The sequence below is a fragment of the Nostoc sp. CALU 546 genome (assembly GCF_048836525.1).
Genome location: NZ_JAWJTF010000001.1, coordinates 91,415 through 117,571 on the forward strand (window position 1 = coordinate 91,415; position 26,157 = coordinate 117,571).

General features: G+C 40.0%; 24 protein-coding genes and 1 pseudogene. 14 read left to right on the top strand and 11 right to left on the bottom strand.

Annotated features, from left to right (window positions below; translation table 11 throughout):
* Window positions 1-60 precede the first annotated feature (60 nt).
* Entirely contained in the window at window positions 61-345 is a 285-nt protein-coding gene (locus tag RRG12_RS00440) for a hypothetical protein (RefSeq protein ID WP_069071515.1), read from the top strand.
* Between the two features lie 118 nt (window positions 346-463).
* Window positions 464-736: a type II toxin-antitoxin system VapC family toxin gene (locus RRG12_RS00445; RefSeq protein ID WP_420757960.1), complete on the top strand. Its 273-nt coding sequence runs from the start codon at window positions 464-466 to the stop codon at window positions 734-736.
* A gap of 46 nt (window positions 737-782) precedes the next feature.
* Here RRG12_RS00445 and RRG12_RS00450 read toward each other — a convergent pair whose 3' ends face one another.
* On the bottom strand, window positions 783-1,592 hold the full coding sequence (locus tag RRG12_RS00450; protein WP_420757961.1) for a metallophosphoesterase family protein: 810 nt from the start codon (window positions 1,590-1,592) through the stop codon (window positions 783-785).
* A 123-nt stretch (window positions 1,593-1,715) separates the two neighbouring features.
* On the opposite strand from RRG12_RS00450, the gene RRG12_RS00455 reads away from it, so the two are divergent.
* Together RRG12_RS00455 and bioB are read left to right on the top strand one after the other, a co-directional pair.
* Window positions 1,716-2,039, top strand: coding sequence for an ArsR/SmtB family transcription factor (locus RRG12_RS00455; RefSeq protein ID WP_069071518.1), 324 nt, complete (start codon window positions 1,716-1,718; stop codon window positions 2,037-2,039).
* A 435-nt stretch (window positions 2,040-2,474) separates the two neighbouring features.
* Window positions 2,475-3,482 (top strand): biotin synthase BioB, encoded by a 1,008-nt coding sequence (gene bioB, locus RRG12_RS00460; RefSeq protein WP_420758042.1) that lies wholly within the window; start codon window positions 2,475-2,477, stop codon window positions 3,480-3,482.
* A gap of 287 nt (window positions 3,483-3,769) precedes the next feature.
* On the opposite strand, the gene RRG12_RS00465 is transcribed toward bioB, so the two are convergent.
* Window positions 3,770-4,951, bottom strand: a complete 1,182-nt coding sequence (locus RRG12_RS00465; protein ID WP_069071519.1) for a class I SAM-dependent methyltransferase — start codon at window positions 4,949-4,951, stop codon at window positions 3,770-3,772.
* Between the two features lie 241 nt (window positions 4,952-5,192).
* Here RRG12_RS00465 and RRG12_RS00470 point away from each other — a divergent pair, with 241 nt between their 5' ends.
* From RRG12_RS00470 to RRG12_RS00500, 7 genes are all read left to right on the top strand, one after another.
* Complete coding sequence (locus RRG12_RS00470) at window positions 5,193-5,924, top strand: ABC transporter ATP-binding protein (RefSeq protein ID WP_420757962.1); 732 nt, start codon at window positions 5,193-5,195, stop codon at window positions 5,922-5,924.
* A gap of 435 nt (window positions 5,925-6,359) precedes the next feature.
* A complete protein-coding gene (locus tag RRG12_RS00475; protein WP_420757963.1) occupies window positions 6,360-6,605 on the top strand; it encodes a type II toxin-antitoxin system Phd/YefM family antitoxin in 246 nt (81 codons plus the stop codon).
* A gap of 101 nt (window positions 6,606-6,706) precedes the next feature.
* The gene (locus RRG12_RS00480) at window positions 6,707-7,270 is read left to right on the top strand and encodes a Uma2 family endonuclease (RefSeq protein ID WP_420757964.1); all 564 of its coding nucleotides are present in this window, start codon (window positions 6,707-6,709) and stop codon (window positions 7,268-7,270) included.
* An 80-nt stretch (window positions 7,271-7,350) separates the two neighbouring features.
* Entirely contained in the window at window positions 7,351-8,490 is a 1,140-nt protein-coding gene (locus tag RRG12_RS00485) for an endonuclease NucS domain-containing protein (protein ID WP_420757965.1), read from the top strand.
* A gap of 242 nt (window positions 8,491-8,732) precedes the next feature.
* A complete protein-coding gene (locus tag RRG12_RS00490) occupies window positions 8,733-9,380 on the top strand; it encodes a histidine phosphatase family protein (protein WP_069071524.1) in 648 nt (215 codons plus the stop codon).
* A gap of 84 nt (window positions 9,381-9,464) precedes the next feature.
* Complete coding sequence (locus RRG12_RS00495; RefSeq protein WP_420757966.1) at window positions 9,465-10,490, top strand: glucokinase; 1,026 nt, start codon at window positions 9,465-9,467, stop codon at window positions 10,488-10,490.
* Window positions 10,491-10,535: 45 nt separating this feature from the next.
* Complete coding sequence (locus RRG12_RS00500) at window positions 10,536-11,138, top strand: hypothetical protein (RefSeq protein ID WP_420757967.1); 603 nt, start codon at window positions 10,536-10,538, stop codon at window positions 11,136-11,138.
* Window positions 11,139-11,226: 88 nt separating this feature from the next.
* Here RRG12_RS00500 and RRG12_RS00505 read toward each other — a convergent pair.
* The 7 genes and pseudogenes from RRG12_RS00505 to petH form a co-directional block, all read right to left on the bottom strand.
* Window positions 11,227-11,928 (bottom strand): annotated as a pseudogene (locus RRG12_RS00505) (Uma2 family endonuclease).
* An 81-nt stretch (window positions 11,929-12,009) separates the two neighbouring features.
* Window positions 12,010-12,999: a hypothetical protein gene (locus RRG12_RS00510; RefSeq protein ID WP_420757968.1), complete on the bottom strand. Its 990-nt coding sequence runs from the start codon at window positions 12,997-12,999 to the stop codon at window positions 12,010-12,012.
* Window positions 13,000-13,002: 3 nt separating this feature from the next.
* Window positions 13,003-14,124, bottom strand: coding sequence for an AAA family ATPase (locus RRG12_RS00515; protein ID WP_420757969.1), 1,122 nt, complete (start codon window positions 14,122-14,124; stop codon window positions 13,003-13,005).
* A complete protein-coding gene (locus tag RRG12_RS00520) occupies window positions 14,121-15,227 on the bottom strand; it encodes a DUF262 domain-containing protein (RefSeq protein ID WP_420757970.1) in 1,107 nt (368 codons plus the stop codon). Before RRG12_RS00520 ends, RRG12_RS00515 begins: the two co-directional genes overlap by 4 nt.
* 250 nt (window positions 15,228-15,477) lie before the next feature.
* Entirely contained in the window at window positions 15,478-16,200 is a 723-nt protein-coding gene (locus tag RRG12_RS00525; protein WP_420757971.1) for a Uma2 family endonuclease, read from the bottom strand.
* Between the two features lie 141 nt (window positions 16,201-16,341).
* Window positions 16,342-17,628: a homoserine dehydrogenase gene (locus RRG12_RS00530; RefSeq protein ID WP_420758043.1), complete on the bottom strand. Its 1,287-nt coding sequence runs from the start codon at window positions 17,626-17,628 to the stop codon at window positions 16,342-16,344.
* Between the two features lie 278 nt (window positions 17,629-17,906).
* Window positions 17,907-19,253, bottom strand: coding sequence for a ferredoxin--NADP reductase (petH, locus tag RRG12_RS00535; protein ID WP_069071536.1), 1,347 nt, complete (start codon window positions 19,251-19,253; stop codon window positions 17,907-17,909).
* A gap of 1,207 nt (window positions 19,254-20,460) precedes the next feature.
* Between petH and RRG12_RS00540 the strand changes: the two genes are divergently transcribed.
* Window positions 20,461-21,465: a phosphoribulokinase gene (locus RRG12_RS00540; protein ID WP_012409283.1), complete on the top strand. Its 1,005-nt coding sequence runs from the start codon at window positions 20,461-20,463 to the stop codon at window positions 21,463-21,465.
* 263 nt (window positions 21,466-21,728) lie between these two features.
* Window positions 21,729-23,003: a methionine adenosyltransferase gene (metK, locus tag RRG12_RS00545; protein ID WP_069071537.1), complete on the top strand. Its 1,275-nt coding sequence runs from the start codon at window positions 21,729-21,731 to the stop codon at window positions 23,001-23,003.
* Between the two features lie 510 nt (window positions 23,004-23,513).
* Here metK and RRG12_RS00550 read toward each other — a convergent pair.
* Together RRG12_RS00550 and RRG12_RS00555 are read right to left on the bottom strand one after the other, a co-directional pair.
* Window positions 23,514-23,969, bottom strand: coding sequence for a pentapeptide repeat-containing protein (locus RRG12_RS00550; protein ID WP_420757972.1), 456 nt, complete (start codon window positions 23,967-23,969; stop codon window positions 23,514-23,516).
* Window positions 23,970-24,252: 283 nt separating this feature from the next.
* Window positions 24,253-25,125 (bottom strand): alpha/beta fold hydrolase, encoded by an 873-nt coding sequence (locus tag RRG12_RS00555; RefSeq protein WP_420757973.1) that lies wholly within the window; start codon window positions 25,123-25,125, stop codon window positions 24,253-24,255.
* A gap of 207 nt (window positions 25,126-25,332) precedes the next feature.
* Between RRG12_RS00555 and RRG12_RS00560 the strand changes: the two genes are divergently transcribed.
* Window positions 25,333-26,151 carry a DUF1206 domain-containing protein gene (locus tag RRG12_RS00560; RefSeq protein WP_420757974.1) on the top strand — a complete coding sequence of 273 codons (819 nt, stop codon included), beginning with the start codon at window positions 25,333-25,335 and terminating at the stop codon, window positions 26,149-26,151.
* The last annotated feature ends 6 nt before the right edge of the window (window positions 26,152-26,157 follow it).

A 26,157-nucleotide genomic window follows, 5' to 3' on the forward strand; every position in this document is an offset into this window, starting at 1 on the left:
ATGACTAAAATTTTTGCTGATGATGCTTGATATCATGTAAAAAAGTAGATAGGGTGAAAAATGATTGGTACTAATATTTACATCAGTCAAGAAACTCAAGAATCTTTAATTAAAGCTGCTGCTTTAAAAGAAATGTCTGTTGAAGAATTAGCTTCTTCTATTTTGAGGGAAAGTATTCAAGAAAAGTTTGGGCAAATTAGCTATTCTTCTGAGAATCAAGGCAAATTTGCCATTAATCCTCTTGTAAAAATGCAACCCTATGCTTATTTGGCAGATCCAAATGAACCTGTTATTTCTCCTGATGATTGGGAAATGAATCAGAATTTGGAAGTGAATGATTTGTGATCGTTCTTGATACTCATATTTGGGTTTGGTGGAATCACAATGATTCCAAGTTGACTCCTCTCCACCGTGAAGCAATAAATAGGGAAAGACCTCATGGTTTAGGGTTTGCTCCATCAGTTTGTTAGAGATTAGCAGACTTGTTACCCAAAAGAAGTTAATTCTTCCCTGTTCGATTCAAGAATGGTTCGATATTGCTTTGGCACAAGAGGGAGTAATTCTTCTATCAATTACTCCCCAAATTGCCATTGATTCGTACTCACTTCCAGGAAATTTTCATAAAGATCCAGCCGATAGAATTATCGTTTCAACAGCAAGAATGTATGATGTTCCTTTGGTGAGTGTAGATGAAAAAATACTTGCCTATTCTGATGTAAAAAGAATTATGCCCTGATGTTAACTGCGATCGCCCAATTTTATATCTTAATAGGGACTTGATATTATTTCTTCGCCTGAAGTACGATAACACGGCTATCTGCTTTGATGACTTGGATACCATTTTCTAAAGTGATCATCGGAATTTTCCAATAAGAATGACCACAGATAACTAATAAATTATTAGTTAGATTGATTTTTTCTAACTCCTTGCGGATAGATTCTTTACCAACCAAATTACCTTGTGGGTAATCCGGCCCTTCATGTAAAATTAAAATATCTGGTGACTGCTTTATCAGTTCCCGAATTGCTTTAATAAATTCTTTCTCAGAGCGTCTGAAGGGTTTGCTTTTTTTGCCGATAATACCAGAAATTCCGGCAAGATTAAGCTCACCATTTCTTCTGATATCACCATCAAGATAGTAAATACTCCGATTTTGTTTAAAAATCTGAATTTCTTCTTGTGTATTTCCCAAACTATCGTGATTTCCAGCAACACCAGCCACCCAACAAAATCGTCGATTAAAAGCTTGCCAAATTTCTCGGATATCGCCCACTACTCCACTACGTCTATTGACCTCTGCATATAAATCACCTGCTAATATAATGCCTGTATTTTTTAGTGAGGGGATTTTTCCGTTCTCTGCCAAATTTTCTAATTCTTCTATAACAAGATAACCGAGAAGTTGTTGATTTTTCGGGTCAATTCCTTGTAGATCACTAGTAACAGTAATTGCCTCTAAATTATTAGGTAAATAATCAACTTCTGCTAGTAAAACTGGTAAATATCTCTCAATAACACCAATACCACCAGAAGCTGCTGTCAGATACCGTATCTCATGAATGGGTAAATTAGAGATTGATATAATATACATCTTAGTAAAAAATAGTCTTGTTCAAGCACGATGTCTGACGACAAGCCCCTGCGCGTCTACGCACCTAAAGCTATAGTTTCTAGTTCACAATAGAGTTACCATACCCTTATCAAACTGTAATTGATGCTCATTTCCTCAGCTACCATTCCTCATTTGATTGCTGCTGGCTTTCACGCCCTTTCTGATCCACTCAGGATTAGTGTGCTGGAATTACTACGACAGCGAGAATTATGTGTATGTGATTTGTGTGAAGCCTTGGGGGTAAATCAGTCAAAGCTATCTTTTCACCTGAAAACCCTCAAGGAAGCTGGCTTAGTTAACTCCCGTCAGGAAGGACGCTGGATTTATTACAGTTTAAATTTGCCCCAATTTAGTGTTTTAGAGGAATATCTGGCAGATTTTCGCCACAATCAGGTAATTTTATCTGCCCGCTCCTGCTGCGATTAAGAATAAATTTATCTATGTTTGGGACTGATTTTCTCCAGTGAAAAGGTGACATTAATTTTGCTGTCTAACCTTCAATTTCATGAAGAAATTGCTCAAAAGATGCGTCATCATTTTGGTTTGTGAAATTTGTGTTGCTTGGTTAATGGTCAGCATATATGCTCACAATTTAAGCTTGTGACGCGACTACACAGGTTATTAAATCCACGATCCTTACAACAAGATAGAGTGAGTATTTTTACTCTTAATCTGCCATTCAACCAAAATCTTGATAAGCTGATGTCTAATATCTAGAGCGGAAGGATTGAGAGCCAATGGGTGACAAAGCACAGTGCGGGGCATAACTTCGATAAAATCGCTTTGCCCAAACGCTGTACCGCAGGAAATTCAAGCAAAAGACAGCTCTTGATTAACCCAGTTTACAAGAAGGATAGTGATGTGGTGGGAATACGCTACGATTGGCAGGAATTAGAGATTCGGGCGATATACAACACGCCATTGCTAGAGCTTGTTTATCAAGCTGCTAGCGTGCATCGCCAATATCATGACCCAACAAAAATACAAGTTTGTAAGCTCATATCGATTAAAACGGGAGGTTGTCCAGAAGATTGTAGCTACTGTGCCCAATCTTCCCGCTATAAAACAGAGGTAAAGGCGCAAGCACTCCTCGAAAAAGAAACGGTGGTTAACATCGCCCAGAAAGCTAAAGAAACTGGTGTTAGTCGCATCTGCATGGGTGCTGCTTGGCGAGAAGTGCGGGATAACTCACAATTTGAGGAAGTCCTGGATATGGTCAAGGATGTAACCGCAATGGGTTTAGAAGTGTGCTGCACTCTAGGTATGTTGACGGCAAATCAGGCCAAAAAATTGGAAGAAGCGGGACTTTACGCCTACAACCATAACTTAGATACCTCGCAGGAATATTACAGCACAATTATTACCACAAGGACATATGGCGATCGCTTGAACACAATTGAGAATGTCCGTCAGACAAACGTCACTGTCTGTTCCGGCGGCATCCTGGGCTTAGGCGAAACTGTCGATGACCGTGTTGGAATGTTACAAACTCTGGCAAATTTACATCCCCATCCAGAGTCCGTACCAATTAATATTCTTTCACAAGTACCAGGCACACCCTTAGAAAATCAGCCTGATGTCCCCATTTGGGATATTGTGCGGATGATTGCCACAGCCAGGATTTTAATGCCAACTTCCGATGTGCGTCTTAGTGCCGGTAGGGCGAGACTTTCTCAAGTTGAGCAAGCTTTCTGCTTTATGGCAGGAGCTAATTCTATCTTTTCCAGTGACGACAATAAGATGTTGACGGTAACAACTCCCTGTCCAGATTACGATACTGACCGAGAAATGCTGAATTTACTTGGTTTGGAAATGCGTCCGCCTTCCCAAAGACAAGAGAAGGTAGCAAGTCCGGCTGTTGTGGCTTGAAGGAGGCAGGAGGCAGGAGGCAGGAGGCAGAAGGCGCATTCATTATTCGACCCCGGATGATTTGGCAGCCCTGAACTCTCCTACGCAGTGCAAAGCTGACACGAAAATGGGGGACTAAAACCCTTGTTCTTAGTGCATTGGCGTAGTCTGCCAGACGCATTGCTTTACTGAAGCTCCAGGGCAGTTTTCCTCTAGCAATAACTGCTTTTCTTGATAAATATCTTTTGTGGGATAGTCGAAACGGCCATCCCACAATCAATAATTGGATTTTTTTTACTTGGAAGTTCCTAAGCAGGTGTCAACAAAATTAGCTGCTGTTGCAGGAGCGTTCTTACCCCATCTAATCCCAGTTCTATACCTGCCAAAATTTCTGCAATTGTGGAATTTTTGTCACACTTTTGCATAAACTCAAACTCTGCTACAGATAAGTTAACAATCTGGTAATCGTAATTAAAGAAACATTGACTGGGAAATCCCTCAATGCAAGGATTAAGTTCGGGAATCGCTCTTAGTAGGGCGTTATCGTCTGACCAGTCAGCTTTGATTAAGGGAGGACGACCGAGGAAAAACTCGTAATGAGTTACTTCTGGGTCTAATAATTCTATCAGGCGGTAAAGCTGGCGATCGCTCAATTCTTTTGCCCGTTCCACTAACTCTGGTGCTTTACCCAAAAGTCTTTCTAAATCCCAGAAACTCGGATTTGAGAAACCAATAAATTCCAATCCCGAAGCATCAATTAATTCAAACAGCGTCTCAATGTTGTAGTCAATTTCTTGGGGATGAACGTACATATCAGCAAAGTATTCATCCTTGTTGTTTTCTAATGACCAACGTTGTTTATCGTATTTGACAATTCGGTTATTTTCTGGTAAGGAAGCAAATATTTTTCGCCCGACTTGGACACCATCGCGGTAGTCGCCTTTTTTGTCACCTTGAATAAGTGCGATCGCTTTTTGCATGAGTTGAATTTCCCAGCGCCCCAATTCCCCATACACAAAAATGTGCATCAACCCGCCTGGGGCTAACTTCTTCGCCAAAGCTTGAATACCGCGAATGGGATCGGGAGTATGATGCAAAACGCCAACACAGTTAATTAAATCAAACTCACCTGGTAACTGTTCCACGTCAAACAAACTGAGGTGATGAAATTCAACGCGGTTAGCCCCTGAACGCTGACAACGCTCTGTTGCTACAGCTAAAGCGCCTGTACTGAGGTCAATTCCCACCACAGAAGCTTGAGGATTGAGGTGAACCAGGTACTCTGTACCCACACCAGTACCGCAACCTGCATCTAAAATCCGAATATCCTGCCTTTGGGGTTTTTGACCTGTGCAGAAGTTATGAGCGGCTAGCCAATTCCAGCGCCAGTTGTAACCTGGAGGTGGTTCATCCAACAGGGCTTCGGGCGGAAAGGGGTAGGTATTGTAGAGTTTGGCAACAGCAGCACTAACAGTTTGGGAATCGGACATGATGAGGAATAACGCAGCATTTCTGAGTTTACCGGATAGTGGATCATTAGGGCAAAGTTTACTATTGCTTATTTCCTGCTAATTATCCAACAACAAAATCAGTAAATTCGCGTTTATAAGGAGCATAAAATCCTAATACAATATTTTCTTTAGCAAAAGTGTTGAATGTTAAAAAAAATCCGATAATTCAACATTTATGTATACTAGGTTTTGAATCAACATTTCTGGATATAAACCGCTGATGAAATCCGATAGTAGTCCAAACCATACAATTTTAGAAATTCAAGAACTTGATGTTAATTATGGCGGCATCCAAGCTCTGAAAAAGATTAATTTAATTATTCAAAAAGGCGAGGTAGTTACTTTAATTGGTGCTAATGGTGCTGGTAAAACTACTACGCTCCGTGCCATATCTAAAGTAGTTAATCCTAAGAGTGGTGTAATTATCTATAATGGACATAATATTACCCGCCGCCAAACTCACGAAGTTGTACAACTTGGTATCGCCCATTGTCCTGAAGGGCGCAGAGTATTAACGCGGCAAACAGTATTTGATAACTTACTTTTGGGTGCTTATATTCGCTCCAATCAAGCTGAGATAAAAGCAGATATTCAGCGCCAATTTGAGCTATTTCCCCGCTTGTCACAAAGACGCAATCAACTAGCAGGAACCCTCAGCGGTGGTGAACAACAAATGTTAGCGATCGCACGTGCTGTCATGAGTAGACCACAACTCTTACTTTTAGACGAGCCTAGCTTAGGTTTAGCACCTGCGATCGTCCGGGAAATCTTCTCAATTATTGAAAATCTCCGGGCTACAGGCGTGACTATTCTATTAGTTGAACAAAACGCTAATCTGGCGCTACAAATTGCCGATCGCGGTTATGTTTTAGAAGCTGGTTCTATAACTTTAACTGGTGCAGCATCAGAATTAATTAGTGATGAGCGAGTTAAAAAGGCTTATTTGGGGTAAATATTATATTGATATTTACATTATTTAAGAGTTCAACATTTGAATATTTCCTTAACACAGTCCGTTCGCATCCTGGTCTTTATCTAGGCAGGAAATCTTTAACTGCACTACAGGCTTTGCTACTTGGTTATAATATAGCAGTTGTTGAACACAATATCCCTAAAGTAAAGCAACTCAATTGCGATCTAGAAGAAAATTTTGATAAATGGTTACGCGAAAATTATCACATGAGTAATGCTATAAATTGGTATTTATTCATCATCAATTCAACTTAATCTGAGGTAGAAGCATTTCATAGATTCTTTGAACTTTGGGATGAGTTTCGCAAATGAATTATTTAACAGGCGCAGCATCAGAATTGATTAGTGATGAGCGAGTTAAAAAAGATTATTTAGGGTGATGATTATACTAGAGTAATAATCCAATAATTTTCTTATGAACTGGATTAGTGTCGATGAAATAAAACGTGACTTATTAGGCTACCTTCAGCGCGTTGAAGCTGGGGAAACTCTTGTAATTATACGTGGTGGAAAGCCAATTGCTGAAATTAAACCGACGGTAAAAGCACCTGATCTCTCTAGACCATTCGGACTCTGTGCAGGAGAGTTTATTGTACCCGATGATTTTGATGAACCACTGCCAGAGAATATTGTAAGTGAGTTTGAGGGCTTTGCAGCATGACCTTACTATTGTGACTGTCGATGATGCAATTCGTGCTTACCCAGTTAAAATTTTAAACGATACATGATTGTTGTATGTAAAAAATTAGGAAGTAAAAGCAAATGGTAAAATCACCAACTAAACCCCTAACTTTAGAAGAGTTTTTGAAACTACCAGAAACAAAGCCTAGCTCAGAATACATCAACAGTCAAATTATTCAAAAGCCAATGCCTCAAGGAAAACATAGTAAATTACAGGGTAAGTTAGTCACAGGTATAAATGAAGTAGGTGAAAGTCGAAAAATTGCCCTTGCTTTCCCAGAATTGAGGTGTACTTTTGGCGGACGCTCAATTGTCCCTGATGTAGCAGTATTTGCTTGGGAACGGATTCCCTTAGATGAACGTGGGGAGGTGGCAAATGTTTTTCATACCTATCCAGACTGGACGATTGAGATTCTTTCGCCAGAACAAAGCCAGACTAAAGTAACCGGAAATATTTTGCATTGTTTAAAATATGGTAGTCGTTTAGGTTGGTTAATCGATCCAGGCGATCGCTCTGTTTTAGTTTATCCACCAAAGCAGCAACCAGAACTTTTACAAGAAGAACAAGAAATATTACCAGTTCCCGATTTAGTTAGCGGCTTTCAATTAACCGTAGGACAACTATTTGGATGGTTGAAGTTGTAATCAATTGTATAAATTCTTCTCTAGCTTTGGGAATACTAAAGGTAGTAATTTACTAAAGTCAGAGCGAGATAATGGATTTCGTGAATTTAATAAAAACGGGTAATAGTTGGAAATTTGCGACTGAAGCTGATTTAGAAGATTTTGTTTGGGCTAATTTAAAGGAACTTTTCGGGTTAATTCCGCTAAAACGACAATATTATGTTAATGGTCAAATTTGTGATATTTTAGCATTGAGAGAAAATAAACAGTTAGTAGTACTGGAATTGAAAAATGCTGAAGATAGATATATTGTTCAGCAGCTAACTCGATATTATGACACTTTGCAGGAAGTAAAACCTTTAGAAGACGAAATAGACTATCAACAACCTATTAGCTTAATAGCAATTAAGCCTAATTTTCATAGAGATAATTTTATAGATAAAAAATATCATCATTTGTCTATTGATTTTTTTGAATTTGCCGTATTAGCAGATGAGTTTAACTATTATTTGCAGATAAGAAATTTAGATTTAGATAATGAGAAGGTTTCAAAAATAGAAATTCCTCATCAGAACAGAGAGAGAAATGAAGATATACCTCTACCTTCTAAAGGACTGATCAACCGTCTAGCTAAATGCTCTTCTGAACAACAAGAAGGAATATTAAAAATTCGTCAAAAGGTTCTTAGCTTTGATAAACGGATGGAAGAAATATCTTCTGCTGTTAGTTTTAGATATGGAAATGGTAACAGTAAAACAAGTAAATTCTGCGCGGAATTTTACTTTGATAGTAAAGGAATACCAATTATATTTTTATGGTTAGGTTTAAAAAATAATAGTAGCGATCGCATAAGTAGAGCAAGAATTTGGACAGATTGGCAAGACAATGCTTTGTTAGAGGGATATGTACCAAGTGGAATTGGTGCAAAGATGAATTTATCCAAAAAGACACTTTCAAATAGAGTAAAAATAATGAATGAAATAGTAGCAAATAAAGGTTCTAAGGAACATAAAGGATATAAAGACATGATCCAACATTCTAAAGATAGAAACAGAATAACTAGGAAACTTAATAACTCAGAGCCTTTAACATATGAGGAGAGGCAATTACTAGAAATTGATGCAAATGAATTTACTCTTGTTATCGGGGGTGGAAGACTTAATACATATAAATTTGATCGCTATGATTCTCTAAATGGATTAGTTGATGTAGCTTTAGAAAAATGGCTAAAAAGGCTATAAGCAAAGTATCACTATCACAATCTTAAACATTTCAGCAGATTATTATAGTCGATGTTGTTTTAGATGCTTGGCTAAAAAGGCTTTGAGTAAAACTACGTTGACAGCATTTATAACTTTTCCTAATCATTTATATTATTAAATATTATTACAATTTTTGTCATATATTAATATTTGCAGCCCTCCTTGCAGATATCTATATATTTGTTTAGCGGCGAATTCTATTCATTGGAATAATTAAACCTATGAGTCAAATAGTCTGGATAGCAAGACACGCTAACCGCCTCGATTTCGTAAACCCCGATTGGTTTCTCACCGCTGAACGACGCTATGATCCGCCATTATCTGATGATGGTATGGTGCAGGCACAGCAGTTAGCTCAACGTTTGAAAAAAGAAAACATTGGTCATATTTTCGCTTCTCCTTTCCTGCGAACCGTACAAACAGCAAACGCAGTTGCAGAAATGCTCAAATTGCCGATCAAACTCGAAACAGGTTTGAGTGAATGGCTAAACCCAGTTTGGATGACGGAAGAACCCGAAAGACTCTCAACTCCAGCCTTAGCAAAATTATTCCCCAGAATTGACACTAGCTATACATCGCGCATCGCCGCCAAATATCCTGAAACTCACGAAAAAGTCCGAGAACGTTCTGGGCAAACTGCCAGATGTTTAGCTACTGAGTTCTTCCCACAGGATATCCTGCTAGTGGCACATGGCGCATCTGTGTTGGGCGGAGCAATGGGACTAGTAGGGGAAATTGCCAAAACAGAAGTTAAAGCTTCTTTATGTTCCTTGGTAAAAGTGGTACGCCAGGAACCAGAATGGTTATTAGAACTCACGGGAGATACTTCCCATTTAACCCACATAGAAGAAGTTATTCGATTTGCTTAAACCTCTAATAGGGATTTGTGTTCATAGCTTCTGCTAGGTTGGGTATATCCTACAAATAAAGTAATTAATCCGCGAATAAGTTCTATGACATTGTTACTAGCAGGAGACATCGGCGGTACGAAAACTATTCTGCGATTGGTTGAAACATCAGATTCACCAGTTTTACATACTATTTATCAGGAAAGTTACCACAGTGCTGATTTTCCCGATTTAGTGCCCATAGTGCAGCAGTTTTTGGTCAAAGCTAATACACCCACACCAGAAAAGGCCTGTTTTGCGATCGCAGGGCCTATTGTCAAAAATACTGCCAAACTAACCAATTTAGTCTGGTTCCTGGATACTGAACGTCTACAACAAGAATTGGGTATCCCCCAAATTTCTTTGATTAACGACTTCGCCGCAGTTGGCTATGGCATTTTAGGTTTACAAAAACAAGACTTACTGACGTTGCAAGTTGGCAAATCTCAACCAGAAGCCCCGATTGGAATTATTGGTGCTGGTACTGGCTTAGGACAAGGATTTTTAATTAAACAGGGAAACTACTATCAAGTCTTTCCCTCAGAAGGTGGACACGCTGACTTTGCCCCTCGGAACGAGATTGAGTTTCAACTGTTGAAATACCTGCTGGGTAAACATGATATCCAGCGCATTTCTGTGGAACGCGTGGTTTCTGGAATGGGGATTGTGGCAATTTACCAATTTCTGCGCGATCGCAAATTTGCCGCCGAATCTCCAGATATTGCCCAAGTTGTGAGAACTTGGGAACAAGAAGCGGGACAAGAAGAGAAAAGTGTCGATCCTGGTGCTGCTATTGGTACAGCTGCACTACAAAAACGCGATCGCCTCTGTGAACAAACCTTGCAATTATTTATAGACGCTTATGGTGCAGAAGCCGGCAATCTCGCCCTGAAACTCTTACCTTATGGTGGCTTATACATCGCTGGTGGAATTGCACCCAAAATCTTACCATTAATTGAAAACAGCGGTTTCTTATTAAACTTCACTCAAAAAGGCAGGATGCGCCGCCTCCTTGAAGAGATACCCGTGTATATTATTCTCAATCCGCAAGTGGGGCTAATAGGTGCTGCTTTATGTGCTGCTAGGTTATAACAGCTGGCATCATCAGTGAGATCAGCATCTCAAAAGGCAAAAAATATGACAATGAAAAGTCTGTTGCCATTAATCGCCGCCACCTTTGTCTGTGGTGGTTCTATTCTCGTGGAAGCGCGTCAACCCAAACCCCCGGTGGCTGTTGTCAAAGCAACCGTCACTAAACCCGTGCAGCCACAATGGAAGTTATACACCCCTCCAGATGGACGCTTTAGTATTTTGATGCCGGGAAGCCCCAACAGAAATACCCAATCTCAAAAAACTTATATGGGGGAAATTAACTTAGAAATATTTGTCGCTGAACCACCAAAACAGCAAGTAGCATACATAGTTGCTTACAATGATTTTCCTTATAGTTACGGTGAAATGGCTGACCCCCAAGCTGTACTTAATAATGCACGGGATATGGCTTTAAAGACTACGAAAAGTAATTTAATTAGTCAACGAAACATTCGTAGTTCCAATAATCATCCTGGCAAAGAAATTGAGTACATCAATTCTGGAGGGAAAATCACTAAAAGTAGAATGTATGTTGCTGAAGGGAGATTATATCAAGTAATGGCAATAACTACAAAAAAACAGCAGAAGACATTAGCTAAAACCATTACTGGGTATTTAAATTCCTTCCATGTAGTTTTGAAAAAATGAAATAACTAAAACCTCTGCTATATCAGCCTTGCAATCAATTGTGTGGCTCAGATAGTGCTTTTTGTGTGTATGCCACAATCCAAAAATATTAGGCTTCTGGTTCAACGCCGAGCGATCGCAATTGAGTAGTCAAGCGATCGGCTCTTTCCTCACTAGTCAACAACAAATTACCCTGCAAATCCCACCAGCGTAGCCAAGGTAATTCCATATTATAATATTGTCCCTGCCAAATCCCTAACTCAACTCCTAAAGGATGAATGGGATAATGTCCGCGTTCATTTGCTGTCAATAACTGATATTGTCCACCAATTAATTCATAAACTTCTACACTGGCTTTATTCACTTCATAAATGCCGTAGAAGGGAGGACGAATCACCTGTTCATAAATCCAAAATTTACCCTTCCACGGAGTTTTATCTCACTCCTGACTACCATCCCCAGAAACAAATTCCAATGCAATCAATGGGGCAATAAACTCTCGCCATAATACATAAGACCTGCGCGTTTGCCCATCCAAAGTAGGTGGTACATTCCCTACATAAAACCAGTCGGGAGCTTCTGCGCCTTTTTCTGGGGGGTCAGTGATGCGCCAGTAAATACCGCTATTTTGACCAATACAGTATTGCCCATCAGGATGACGTTTTTGCAATATCGGTTTAATCGAGTCCGTTAGGAGAATGCTTTGGGGATGTTCCTGAAAGTTTTTCACAAATGTACCATCAGACTCAGGAAGTTGTGTATGGTCTGGGAACGGTGTGAGGGCGGTGGATGGATCGGTTGCAGAGGTCATAAGGCTACCTTTGCAGGATGTAAGGGTTGTTTTTTAGTTTAGCAGTGGAAGAAGGGAGAAGGGCGGATCAGAATATTTATGTTAAGTTCTATACTTCACTGTAGGAAGATGGCGACCAATATAGCCAATAATCACTATTCCTGGTTGTTCTGCTAAAAAATGGATTCGCCAGTTGCAGAACCTCAATTTAACGTGTCGTTCAAATAAGCGATCTTTACCATCAGGACAACGAAAAGTTCTTTCTTTAAAATATTTATCAAGCGTTGGTTTACTTTCCCCCGATTCTTCAACAGGATACCCGTCGAGATTGAAATAGCCATTATTCCAGTCTTTACAGCATTTGTGAAGCTCAAATAATATGCTTACAACAGGCTGTAATTCCAACTGTCCAGTACGGATATCTTCTAACTGCTTTCTCACAACATCGCAGAATTCTAGGTTAGGAAATAATTCCTCTCTGCGATTCCAAACTTCTAACCCATCGCTAACATTTTGATAAATGCGCTCTTGGTGTTGTTGAATCAGACTAGCGTGTTCTTGTACATGGCTGCTACGGCTAGCATGGATGATTTCTACAATTTCGCTGATTATCTCTCCATACTCATCCAAGCATCGAAATTCAAGTTTTACATGGTTACAATCCCAGCATTCCTGAGAGAGCAAGCTGATTGCAATCGTATTAATTGTGATCGTATTAAGTACATAAGCAATACCAAGCCCAATAGCCATTTCTCCTTGATGAAAAAATTCAGATAAGCTAGTATTATTTTCAATATCTTGGATCTCTGAATTTGCAATATCAGTTGAAAAAGGTGCTTTAGTTACAAGAGTTTTGATAAAAAGTCGTTCAACTTGATCCGCGTCATTATCATTAAGCCAGCGGCGAAGAGGATAGTTAGGTGCAAGTATTGTTGTATGAAAATTCTCTTTTGTGCGAAGACTTACCTTTACTTGTTGAGCTTTGACTGCTTGTATTGTCTTAATTAACTCCGACATTCTTTGCTGTGCCACTTGTTCATTTAGAGCCGGATTTCGCAGAGATAACTCATTTAATATTAAGTCAAAATCCACCTTTTACTCTCCCGCAGGCTCAAGTAAAACATCTAAACTTTTTTCCCATTCATCGAAAAAACCATCAGGCCATTTATCAATTCTGCCATTCCGATCAATATGTGGAGATACTACTTCAGTAACAGTTTGCCCTTCTTTTTCTTTTCGCTGAAAATAATGTAACTGAACATCATAGGGCTTAATTTTTCCCCCATGAACAGCAAGACGAATACCATTTAAAACATGATCACTATGAGTTTCTATTACTATTTGAATTCCACAACTAGCTGCAAGCGATAATAATTCACCCATCTTGACTTGCCCTTTAGGATGTAAATGTGCCTCTGGATTTTCAATTATAATTAGTGTACCCGGAGAAGATGATAAAACTGCTACGATAATCGGTAATGTGTAGCTAATTCCAAATCCGACATTAGTAGTACGATAGGGGTTACTATCCCCATAAAAATATTGTAAACTCATCAAACCGATATCTGAATTTGAGTTAATTTTAATCCTTGTACCAGGACTAACTTCTCTCATCCATCCTTCAACCTGGCTACTAAGAGTGTTAGATTTTGCCATCGGATGTCTTAGTTTAGTTTGAAGAACATCTTTATCTTGATTAATTGCTAAAAAATGTGCAGTATATTCACCCTTACTACCTAACTGTCCTAGTCGCCTTGCTTGATAATCTGACATCTCATAAGATGTTCGTGGCCCGAGACGTTCAGCCTGTAGATAGTGAAATCTTCTATTGAAAGGACTTAATTTATAGACATTCTCAATTGGTAATTTAGAATCTAAATTATTTAAAACATCTGCACCTGTCTTAATTGGATCATAGCTAAAACGCCAAATCCCTTTTTTTCCCTCATTCCAAGTAATTTCAAAACCTAGATAATCCTCTTTAGCTCTTTCACAAAATGTATCTTGAGCAGTACCAATGCGTACTAATTCACCATTCAATGCTAACCCGATATTTGGCAATAATTCTTGTTGATAAGATTGGCGAAGCAAAAGTAGCGATTGTAGTATGGAAGATTTTCCCGTACTATTTAAACCAGAAAGTAAAGTTAGTGGCTTAAATTCAATTAACTGATTTTCAAAAGCTTTATAATTGGTAACTTTTAGAGAATTAATCATAATAATACTTCTTGGACGATTTTCTCAACTGTTTCAAATCTATGCTCTATTTTATTTGCTGCTTGAGATATTGATACTAAAAATTCTGTATCGTTATCTACATATTTAATGAAAGTATCTATTAATTGTTTTTTCCTCTCTTTTAATATTTCAATATTTTGAATATCGAGCCTTGCAAGATTTACAGACCAGACTTCAAACAAAGATTTATTAATAGGGAATTTTCTTTTATTTTTGTTAGAAATTTTTCGAAAAGCATTATCATTGAAAATATCAAATGCTGCGAGCATCGCTTTTTTAAAAGCTGCTTCTAAATTTTGTGTTTCTTCCTGAGCAAGACTATTTATTTTAGATAAAGCTTTACTTAAAAAAGAATCTCTAGTTTCATCTTGATATTCCTTATAAGAAATTAGGTAAAAAGCGATAAATCCTAGTACAAACTCTCTATCATCCATTCTCTTCTTCTTCGATTCGGTAAGATTAACAACACGTTTAAACTCTGGTAAAGAAGCTAGGACAGCCAATATTTTTGTGGCTTTTCCAGGATTTAAAGCATGTCGCAGTTCTTGATTTGAAAGAGGTACACCTCCCGTATTGATACGTTTGAAGATATTATACTTGACTGCCAAAGGTGTACCTTTTTCAATTAAATATACTGTAACTTGAGTTTCTAATATGCGACGTTGATATCTGCGCTCTAATTCGTCATAGTTTTTATTATTAAGCTCTTTCAGGTATTCTAATCCAACTAGTTTAAGGCTTTTATCAATAACAAAATGCTTGAGTGCAGACAATCTTTGTAAGCCATCTACAACTACCCATTCATCTTCATTTGTAGCATCAATATAAAAAGCAGGCAATGGAATTCTAATTAGAATAGATTCAATTAATTTACCTTTTGCTTCTAGAGTCCATATATTTGCTTGTCGTTGAAATTCAGGTGCTAAATCAAGCGCATCTTCGTTAATTCTTCTGAGTAATTGCTCAATAGTTGGCTCCCTTGTAACAATATTGATTTTCTCAGGGTCATACTGAAATGTAACTTTTTCTTCTTGTTCTTCATCATCAGCTAATTCTGCGTTGTAGTTACTCAAATTTGTCACAGCGCCTACTCCTTAGTATTTACACTTGTTTGTTCACTCAGTTATTAGTAATGCTTGGTGTTACTACATCAGCAAATGGGACTTTTTAACTGGTGTATTTCAATCCTACTATTTCCCTAAATAATGGAGACGCGAAATTTCGCGTCTCTACATACCTAGTCTATTACTTGTTTACTTTCCCCAGGCAAATCCAAAATTGGCGCGATCGCCTCCGGTAACATCAGAGCGATCGCACCCTTAAATCAAATACTTAAACTTCTGGTTCAATACCGAGCGATCGCAATTGAGCAGTCAAACGATCGGCTCTTTGTCTTTCCTGTTCGGCTCTCTCCTCACCAGTCAACAACAAATTACCCTGCAAATCCCACCAGCGTAACCAGGGCAATTGAGCGTTTTGATATTCTCCTTGCCAAATACCTAACTCAACTCCCAAGCGGGTAATCGGATAATGTCCGCGTTCATTTGCTGCTAATAACTGATATTGTCCACCAATTAATTCATAAACTTCTACACTGGCTTTATTCATTTCATAAATGCCATAAAAAGCCGGATGAATTACTTGCTCATAAATCCAAAATTTGCCCTGCCAAGGGGTTTTATCTCGTTCTTCACTACCATCCCCAGAAACAAATTCCAAGGCAATCAAGGGGGCAATAAATTCTCGCCACAGTACATAAGACCTCCGCGTTTGTCCATCGAGCAAAGGCGGTACATTTCCTACATAAAACCAATCTGGTGCTTCTGCGCCTCGTTCTGGCGGATCTGTCAACCGCCAGTAAATACCTAAGTCCTGACCTATACAATATTGACCTTCAGGATGTAATTGTTTAAGGATAGGTGTAATCGAGTCAGTGAGTAAAATGCTTTGGGGATGCTCTTGCCAATTTTTCACGAAAGTACCATTAGACTCTGGTAGCTGCGTATGATCGGGGAAAGGAGTGAGGGCGGTGGATGGATCGGTTGCAGAGGTCATAGGTCTAGCCTCGCGCTGGGGTGAAGTTTATTTTTTAGTTTAGCTTGCGTACTTAACCAAGTTTTACTCGCAGCTAAGAATCCTTTGGGGTAATTAAAAATTGGAGCAAAGCAAGTTGACGAGCTTCACTCCCGACTAATCTCAAAGTACACGCAGTAAGCTGGGAATGCTTTCAATCGCTGACAAATCCCGAATTTCTGCCAAAGCTTGCCTAAAATTGCCTTCTCGCACATCATGGGTAACAACCACAATCTCTGCAAGTTCCCCTTGAAAGCCAGTTTGGACAATTGACTCTAAGCTAACGCCATAATTGCCAAAGCAAGTTCCCAATTTACCGATAACTCCAGGTTGGTCATTGGTGAGGAAACGCGCGTAAAACCGAGTTATCAGTTCTGCCATCGGCGCAATTTGACAGTATTCCTGATGTCCACAAGCTAATAAGGGATTTGCAACTGCTGTATTGGTTTTGAGGACAGCAACTAAATTTAAAATATCTGATGTTACAGCACTGGCGGTTGCACCAGCACCAGCACCAGGGCCAAAAAACATCACCTGTCCAATTGGTTCTCCTTCAACAAGAATGGCGTTGTAAACGCCGTTGATGCTAGCCAAAGGATGGGCTTTGGGCACTAGGGTAGGATGAACTCTGACGGAAAGGGGAGATGAGGGAGTATCACGTTTAGCGATCGCTAACAATTTAATCACAAATCCCAATTTTTCGGCGTAAGCAATATCTGTTTTGCTCACTTGCCGAATCCCCTCAGTATAAACATCTTGTAAGTTGATGCGTCCACCAAAGCCTAATGATGCGAGGATCGCAATTTTATCACCTGCGTCTAAGCCATCAACATCAGCTGTAGGGTCAGCCTCAGCATAACCCAAACGTTGCGCGTCAGCTAAAACATCGCTGAAGTTGCTACCTTCTGTTTGCATCCGCGTCAGGATGTAGTTCGTTGTACCGTTAACGATGCCCGTTACAGTGTGAATGCGGTTAACACTTAAAGACTGCTTTAAGGGTTGAATCACCGGAATCCCACCACCCACAGCGGCTTCTAGCATGACGTATACGCCTGCTTGATTGGCAGTTGTGAAAATTTCCGCCCCAAAGCGGGCGATCGCTGCTTTATTGGCGGTGACTACATGCTTACCATTACTTAAAGCTTTGAGAATTAGCGATCGCGCCGGCTCCAGTCCGCCCATCACCTCGACAACTATATCTACCGCTGGGTCGTTGACAATAGAATCTAAATCTGTGGTTAATACTTCCGTAGACAATTCTACTGCACGGGGTTTATCTAGCGATCGCACTCCCACCCGATAAATTTCTATCTCTTGCAACAATGGGTGACGCCCAGCGCTATCTTGCAACAACTGCACTGTTCCCGTTCCCACGGTGCCTAATCCCAGTATTCCTAGTTTCACACCCACAAATTTTGCACCCAATTTATTTTTTAGTGCTGTTAGCGGTAGCGGGGCGTTTAGCCCGTGCTGAGTGCTGAGTGCTGAGTAGTAACAAGTATTATTTAGTACTCTACTCTTCAGAACTGAGAACTCTTGCTTCAGCTATTTACAATATTCATAACAAAACAATTGTAGGTAGAGCGTTTGCCCTACCTACTGATTATCCTGCTTCCTTTGTCATTTGTCCTTTGTCCTTCGTCCTTTGTCTAAAACTAATGACTAATGGCCAATGACTAATGACTAACTTAATAGGTTTCTACGTGCCAGCGATGAGCTTTCTTGAGTTGCTTCTGGTAATCACTCCAGGTTACGCCTTCTTTCGCAGCAGCAGTTGTTAAGGCTGCATCAATACCTTCTTCCATACCTCGCAAACCGCAGATGTAGGTGTGGGTTTTTTCATTTTTAATCAATTGCCACAATTCATCAGCATGTTCTGCTACGCGGTCTTGGATATACATTCTACCGCCTTGGGGATTTTTTTGTTCCCGACTGATGGCAGGAGTGAGGCGGAAGTTCTCAGGATATTTTTGTTGAATTTCTTCCAGTTCTTCCTTATATAAAAGGTTTGGAGTTGTCGGCACACCAAATATTAGCCAAGAGAATCCTTTAAATTGGTAATCTGGGTTGGCTGCTCTTTCTGCATCTTTAAACTGACGCCACAGATAAGCTCGCATGGGAGCAATACCTGTTCCGGTTGCCATCATGATGACATTAGCATCAGGATCATTGGGTAACAACATTTCCTTACCCACAGGCCCCGTAATTTTTACCTCTTCCCCTGGCTTGAGGAAACACAGGTGGGTAGAGCAAACACCATACACTGTTTCGCCTGTTTCTGGGTGCTTGTACTCCAACTGGCGGACGCACAGTGATACTGTCTTATCATCCACATCATCGCCATGACGAGTTGAAGCGATGGAATAGAGTCTAAGTTTTTCCGGCTTGCCGTTCTTGTCTAATCCTGGGGGAATAATCCCAATACTTTGACCTTCTATATATTTCAAATCACCTGCGGAAATGTCAAATTTGAGGTGTTGAACAATACCAATACCACCTTCTTTGACTAGTGGTTCATTAGATACTACCTTACCAATAAACGGAGCATTGGGCCGGTAAGTGTTAACAGGAACGTCACCGTGGTCTTTTTTGGCTTTCGCTTGAGTCATGGTGTTGCCTTTCTTGTCCTTGTTCTTGAGCTGTTCTTCAGCTGGTGTTTTAGCGAAGCCTTTGACTTCACTATCAGCTTTTACAGGTGTGGCTTTACCATTCCCTTCACTGTCAGCAGTTTCCCCAGATGTCGCTAACTCGCTGACTTCGCTTGTAGCATTTTCAAATGAGGCTTTACCATTAACTGGCTGTAGCGCAGTTGCAGGGTGGATGCTAACAATTGTGCCGCCTAGACGAGTGATACGTCGCATTTCTTGATTCATGCGGTTGTAAGGCACTCTGATGAACACACTGCCACTTTTCCGAATTGGGTAGTTAGTTTGATCAGTTTCTTCGCTCTGACGCAAACCCACCACTTCATAAAGGAAGATGCGGCTACCTAATTCTGTGTTGGCAGCACCCTCAACAGCACCTTGATTGTACATTCGTTCTACCACTCCGATAATTTACTTAACCGTTTTTCAAAAAAAAACTATTCTCATCCCATGCCAGCTTTAGTTTACCGGATTTTCGTTTCACAAAACTGGCTCTCTGAGAAAAAGGCATCATTAAATTAATGCCTTGCTAAGTACACTCACCAAAGACATGCAGGCACAGCAAAAAACACACCTGTTCACCTTCTAAGGTAAAGGATAAGTTATTGGGAGAATGTTAATAATGAGTCAATTTAATCTTTTTTTTGTTAACTACCACCCAGAACAGGGATATAGCTTTTTGCCTTACTACCCAACAAGCAACTGACAGTAGCAGATATTGATTGGAGGACTACTTTGATTGGTGGAAGCTACCGCTCAGTGTACCTCTAAAAATTGCCATTTTGCTTGTCTACTTCAATGTATTAAATTAGAGAATATCAATCCCGGAAAGTTTTCTGCCGATTGATTTTGTTTCTCAAAATCTACTGCCCTCCGAAAATATTGTTAGCCATATTTGTGGCTTGTCTTTCAAAATTACATAACTGGGACAAATTCAGCTACAAACATAACGACAGAGAGAATCGTAATTTAAGCAGATGTAATTAGTTTCACTTGATGTGAAAAATCTGTCAACCTTTATTCAGTGCTTTGCCATAACGCCAACGCTTCTATTTGAGCATATCCATAAATTTACAGCGAATAATTTGACCAATGCAAGTTGTTGGCTCATTCCTTGGATAGATTTTTGCTTTGAATATCTTAAGCATTGTCGAACGGGAATTACAATTTAGGAAAGTCAAAAAATTCGCTACAACAGCAAATTATACCTTATAGACTTGATTATATAGAGTCACAAGTAGCAGAATGAGAAAAGTGCAACACTCATGAGCGGCGTTGATCCCCATTTTTAAATTAACAACTAAATCAACAAAAAAATGATTGATGATCCACGCTAATTCTTCTTGACAGCAATCTTGTATGGGATACCCCCTTCTGTTAAAATCAAATATACCACTAGGATTAAATACTTACCGGCACCAACATTCAGGCTAGTCCGACGAGTAGCAACTTAATTACTTTGTTGCCTACCCGCTTGGTGTCTTATAGATGTGCTAGGTAGCAAGAACGCAGGATAAACCAAAGGGGTAAACTCCTAGCTTCAGAATCTGCTGTGTGAAAAAATATTGACACAACTTTAGTATTTTAGAGGAGATTTATGACAAGTAAGCCTGAACGCGTGGTACTGATTGGAGTAGCCGGAGACTCTGGGTGCGGTAAATCTACGTTTTTGCGTCGTTTGATAGATTTGTTTGGTGAAGACTTAATGACAGTCATCTGTTTAGATGATTATCACTCCCTGGATCGCAAACAGCGCAAAGAAACCGGGATAACGGCACTAGACCCCAGGGCGAACAATTTTGATCTGATGTATGAGCAAATTAAAACGCTCAAAAGTGGTCAAGCGATTGATAAGCCGATTTACAACCATGAAACTGGCTTGATTGACCCGCCAGAGCGGGTAGAGCCGAATCACATTATAGTTGTTGAAGGGCTGCATCCTTTATATGATGAGCGGGTGCGCTCGCTAATCGACTTCAGTGTTTATTTTGACATTAGCGATGAGGTCAAAATTGCCTGGAAAATCCAGCGAGATATGGCTGAACGCGGTCATCGCTACGAAGATGTTTTAGCGCAAATCAATTCCCGCAAACCTGACTTTGAAAAGTTTATCGAACCACAAAGAGAATTTGCCGATGTGGTTCTCCAAGTGTTACCTACGAACTTGATCAAAAACGATACGGAGCGTAGAGTCTTAAGGGTACGTATGCTCCAGCGGGAAGGTAAGGAAGGCTTTGATCCAACCTACCTATTTGATGAAGGGTCAACAATTAATTGGACTCCCTGTGGACGCAAATTGACCTGTTCTTATCCTGGTATGCAACTATACTACGGATCTGATGTTTACTACGGACGCTATGTCTCAGTACTAGAAGTAGATGGTCAATTTGATAACTTGGAAGAAGTAATTTACATCGAAACCCATCTCAGCAATACATCCACAAAATATCAGGGTGAATTGACTCACTTGTTACTCCAGCACCGTGAGTATCCAGGTTCCAACAATGGTACTGGTTTCTTCCAAGTGCTTACAGGTTTGAAGATGCGTGCTGCCTATGAACGGTTGACAGCTACAGAAGCAAAGTTAGCGGTTCAGGTTTAAAGCAGCAGTGTTTGTGTCAAAGCTTGTGGGGGCGCTTCCGGGTGTCCCCATTTTTTTGTGTTATTAAATACATTTTTCCCAGAAAATAATTAGCATACATTTATCTTATTTACAGATACTTACCTTATAATTAGCGGTTTTTATCAATATCAATCAGATACTAACTAGTGAAGTATAAATATTGTTATCATTTCATAAATTAGCTAGTTGATCTAGATACCACATTTAGTCAGCTAAAAAACTCAAGTTAGGAGGAATTTCCTTTGTCTCGTCGATATTTATTTACCTCCGAGTCAGTCACCGAAGGTCATCCAGATAAAATCTGCGATCAGATTTCTGATACCATTCTGGATGCCCTACTGACACAAGACCCCAGCAGCCGTGTTGCCGCTGAAGTAGTAGTTAATACTGGTTTAGTGCTAATCACTGGTGAAATAACCACCAAAGCCAACGTAAATTTCGTCAATCTCGCCCGCAAAAAAATTGCCGAAATTGGTTATACCAATGCCGACAATGGCTTTTCTGCTAACAGCACCAGTGTTTTGCTAGCTTTAGACGAACAATCACCCGATATTGCCCAAGGCGTTAACACCGCCCAAGAAACCCGTCAGCAAGATAGTGATGAACTATTCGATAAAATTGGTGCGGGCGATCAAGGTATAATGTTTGGCTTTGCCAGCAACGAAACACCAGAACTGATGCCCTTACCCATCAGTCTTGCTCACCGCATTGCTCGCCGATTGGCAGCAGTCCGCAAAACAGGTGAATTGTCATACCTGCGTCCTGACGGCAAAACCCAAGTAACTGTAGTCTACGAAGACGGACGCCCCGTAGGTATTGATACTATCCTGATTTCAACCCAGCATACAGCCAGTATTGGGGAAATAACGGATGAGGCGGCTGTACAAGCCAAAATTAAACAAGACCTCTGGTCAGCAGTGGTTGAACCTGTTTTTGGCGACATTGACGTTAAACCTAATCAGGAAACACGTTTTTTAGTCAACCCCACCGGCAAATTTGTCGTTGGTGGCCCTCAGGGAGATTCTGGTCTGACAGGACGGAAAATAATCGTTGATACCTACGGTGGTTATTCACGACATGGTGGCGGCGCTTTTTCCGGCAAAGACCCCACGAAAGTAGACCGTTCTGCTGCTTATGCAGCTCGTTATGTGGCGAAAAATATTGTCGCCGCCGGGTTGGCAGAAAAAGTTGAAATCCAGCTATCTTATGCGATTGGCGTAGCGCGACCAACAAGTATCCTAGTTGATACCTTTGGCACTGGCAAAGTGGATGAAGAAATCTTACTAGAATTAATCAATCAGCACTTTGAACTGCGTCCGGCGGGGATTATCCATACCTTCAACTTACGCAACTTACCAAGTGAACGAGGCGGACGTTTTTATCAGGACGTCGCGGCTTACGGTCATTTTGGGCGGGCTGATTTAGACTTGCCTTGGGAACAGACCGATAAAGCCGAATTGTTGAAGCAAGCAGCAAATGAGTCACTTTCGGCAGCAGTTGCTCAGGCACTAACCTAGACTTATACGCTACTGCAAAAACTGAGTTTATCTACGTGAGGGTATAGGCAACTTGATAAGTTATGCATACCCTCATTTTTGCTATTCGCCTGAATATTCATTCGCGTTTCGAGTCTTTCAAAAAGCCAATTCTTCCAACAAGAATCCTGAAAGCTAGTTTTAGGACAATCTACCACTTCTTCTAAGATACAACGATCGCTTGACTTTTAAGACAGTCGCTACGCCAGTTTTAGTTTTTAGCCTTAACTGAACTGTATTGAGTTTTAGGAGAGCTTTTCAGAATATATTGTACTTTTTTAAGTGGATATCGACTCAATCTTAAATTCCAATAAGAAACCCCCTCCGCCTTCGTCATAAGAAAATGATTACAAGGCAGAGGGGTTTCATTTATCTTAATATTTTTGTAGAGGCAGATTTTAGGGATTAATGCCGGCAAAAAACCAGTTACTCAGATTTAAAACCCGCCAAAACCTATGTTGTGTTTATTTTAACCTGCCAACTTAGTTGAACCTAGTCCCAATCGGGAATTTCGGCATCTTCTCCACCAACACCGATTCCAGTGTTAAATATTTCGGCATCAGTGAGATTGAGATCATTCATTGATGCTTTATATACATTAGAATCGTGAATCGTAGCGCGAGTAAAATTTACTCCGTTAAGATTTGTTTGCTTTAAATTCACATTGGTTACATAAGCGGATGTTAGATTAGCACCTGCCAAGTTTGCACCAGTTAAATCAGCACCTTCGAGGTTAGCTCCTACAAGGTTGGCTCCTTGGAGCTTCGAGCCTCTCAAGTCAGCACCAATTAGATGAGCGCCACTGAGGTTAGCTCCTGATAGATCACACTGGATACATTCCCCAGTTGAAAGCAGCTTTTGTAAGTCCTGCGGATTCTCGGCTCTAACCGAGCTAGTGAAAAATAGGGGAGTTGCTAAGGCCATGGCCGCTAATAGCTGGAGTTTCATAATTTTCCCCCTTAAATAATCAAGTTGCGTCCGTTCTGTCCCTCACAATTCTATTATCTCACTAAATTTCGTAAGGTCAATCTATCTCCTGATAACTTAGTTGTGATATGAAACAAGAATAAAAATAATGTCACAAATGCCATTGATTCTGATTTTGGTGATTTTTAGCCGATAATTCGGCAAAAATTGCCAGTATTAAATCACTATTAAATCTTTTTAAAAGCTTGTACAATTCGTCATAAAGCTGATTTGATAAGTATTTATACTCGACAAATTATATAATTTAGCTTAAGTCTTCAGATAGAAATTCTCGCATATACTGATTAACCAATTCAGGCTGTTCTTGCTGTACCCAATGACCACAATTGGGAATGTACTTAATTTGAAAATCCCTGACATAGGCTGCGGTGTCGTAGGTTAGTTCCTTGCCAAGTGCGGTGTCATTTTCTCCCCAAATCATCAGTGTTGGTACTTCCAAAACACCCCAGTTTGGATTTAGAATTCTCTGTTGAAAAACATTGCGGTAGTAGTTCAACATTGCTGTAATGGCACCGCGTTTGGCAGCAGCATCTTTATATGCGTCAATATCCGCTTTAGTAAAAGCACTCTTGTTAACTGCTGTACCTTTAAAAATTGTTTCAATTGCTTGGTAGTCTGAAGATTGTAAGAATACTTCTGGTATCCACGGTAGTTGGAAGAGGAAGATGTAGTAACTACGCTGCAACTGTTGGAGAGTGCGTAAGCCTTGACTAAATTTGGCAGGATGAGGCAGGTTAAGAATAATTAATTGCTCTACCATTTCGGGGTGAGTGTATGCAAAATTCCAAGCGATCGCACCACCCCAATCATGTCCAACTAAAACACATTTTTGGTATCCTAATCCTTTAATTACTCCCTGAACATCTTTGATAAAATCATCCATTACATAAGCTGATTGCTCATTTGGTTTATCACTATCGTTGTAGCCACGTAAATCAATGGCGACGACTTTAAAATCTTGGGCAAACTCTGGTATTTGATGCCGCCAAGAGTACCAAAATTCAGGAAATCCGTGCAGCATCAACATTAAAGGGCCTTCACCTTGGGTAATGTAGTGTAGTTTTACCCCATTGCTAGTTATATATTCGTGTTTCCAAGAACTTTCTATTAGAGACATGATTAATCCAAATTCAGCATTAAAAGACACTAAATGATAATATTACAATTAATAAGTTTAATATTATGTTTAGCAGTCTGACATCTATTAAAAGACAGTATTACGATAGTGATTTTTGGCAAAAATATTAGATAATTTGTCTTGAGATAGATGTGAATCATGGGTAAAATTTGGTAAAAGTAGATATAATAATTTTCCCCAACTACCATGAAAAAACAGTTGACAAACCATGCTTCATTATGGGTTGAGCGACTGGGACGATTTGGCTATGTTTCCAAGGGAGTCGTTTACGGTATAGTTGGACTACTGGCGGCACAGGTGGCTTTTGGCACGGGTGGTAAAACAACTGATACTCAAGGCGCTCTCCAAACAATTGTCAACCAGCCATTTGGTAAATTTTTGCTGGCTTTAGTTGCAATTGGCTTGATTGGATACGTAATCTGGCGTTTTGTACAGGCGATTAAAGACCCAGAAAATAAAGGTAATGATGCCAAAGGTTTGGCAGTGCGAATTGGTTACGCAGTTAATGGCTTGATTTATGCAAGTTTAGCCTTAAGTGCTGTGAAAATCGTTATGGGTACAGGCAGCGCTAAAAATAGTAGTGATTCTACTGAAGATTCGACAGCACGTTTGCTTTCTCAACCCTTTGGTCAATGGTTAGTTGGAACTGCGGGGGCATTTGTAATTGCTCTAGGTTTCTATCAGTTTTATCAAGCTTTTAGTGGCAAATTTCGTAAAGAACTCAATTTAACTGAGTTAAGCAACACAGAAGCCCAATGGGTAATGAGGATTGCCAGATTTGGTTTAGCGGCACGGGGTATAGTATTTTGTATTATCGGTTGGTTTTTAATCGAAGCAGCAAGACAGTCGAACGCCGCTACTGCCGAAGGTTTGGATGAAGTATTACAGACGCTAGCGCAACAGCCGAATGGAGCATGGCTTTTGGGTATTGTGGCGTTAGGTTTGGTTGCCTATGGAATTTACACAATAATACAAGCGCGGTATCGTCGGGTAGTCAATGTTTAGATGGTG

Coding starts and splice junctions, on each gene's coding strand:
- RRG12_RS00540 (WP_012409283.1), top strand. CDS start 20,461: ATGACAAGTAAGCCTGAACGCGTGGTACTGATTGGAGTAGCCGGAGAC.
- RRG12_RS00525 (WP_420757971.1), bottom strand. CDS start 16,200: ATGACCTCTGCAACCGATCCATCCACCGCCCTCACTCCTTTCCCCGAT.
- RRG12_RS00555 (WP_420757973.1), bottom strand. CDS start 25,125: ATGTCTCTAATAGAAAGTTCTTGGAAACACGAATATATAACTAGCAAT.
- RRG12_RS00480 (WP_420757964.1), top strand. CDS start 6,707: ATGGTAAAATCACCAACTAAACCCCTAACTTTAGAAGAGTTTTTGAAA.
- RRG12_RS00550 (WP_420757972.1), bottom strand. CDS start 23,969: ATGAAACTCCAGCTATTAGCGGCCATGGCCTTAGCAACTCCCCTATTT.
- petH (WP_069071536.1), bottom strand. CDS start 19,253: ATGTACAATCAAGGTGCTGTTGAGGGTGCTGCCAACACAGAATTAGGT.
- RRG12_RS00450 (WP_420757961.1), bottom strand. CDS start 1,592: ATGTATATTATATCAATCTCTAATTTACCCATTCATGAGATACGGTAT.
- RRG12_RS00455 (WP_069071518.1), top strand. CDS start 1,716: ATGCTCATTTCCTCAGCTACCATTCCTCATTTGATTGCTGCTGGCTTT.
- RRG12_RS00465 (WP_069071519.1), bottom strand. CDS start 4,951: ATGTCCGATTCCCAAACTGTTAGTGCTGCTGTTGCCAAACTCTACAAT.
- RRG12_RS00500 (WP_420757967.1), top strand. CDS start 10,536: ATGACAATGAAAAGTCTGTTGCCATTAATCGCCGCCACCTTTGTCTGT.
- RRG12_RS00475 (WP_420757963.1), top strand. CDS start 6,360: ATGAACTGGATTAGTGTCGATGAAATAAAACGTGACTTATTAGGCTAC.
- RRG12_RS00470 (WP_420757962.1), top strand. CDS start 5,193: ATGAAATCCGATAGTAGTCCAAACCATACAATTTTAGAAATTCAAGAA.
- RRG12_RS00495 (WP_420757966.1), top strand. CDS start 9,465: ATGACATTGTTACTAGCAGGAGACATCGGCGGTACGAAAACTATTCTG.
- RRG12_RS00440 (WP_069071515.1), top strand. CDS start 61: ATGATTGGTACTAATATTTACATCAGTCAAGAAACTCAAGAATCTTTA.
- RRG12_RS00490 (WP_069071524.1), top strand. CDS start 8,733: ATGAGTCAAATAGTCTGGATAGCAAGACACGCTAACCGCCTCGATTTC.
- RRG12_RS00515 (WP_420757969.1), bottom strand. CDS start 14,124: ATGATTAATTCTCTAAAAGTTACCAATTATAAAGCTTTTGAAAATCAG.
- RRG12_RS00560 (WP_420757974.1), top strand. CDS start 25,333: ATGAAAAAACAGTTGACAAACCATGCTTCATTATGGGTTGAGCGACTG.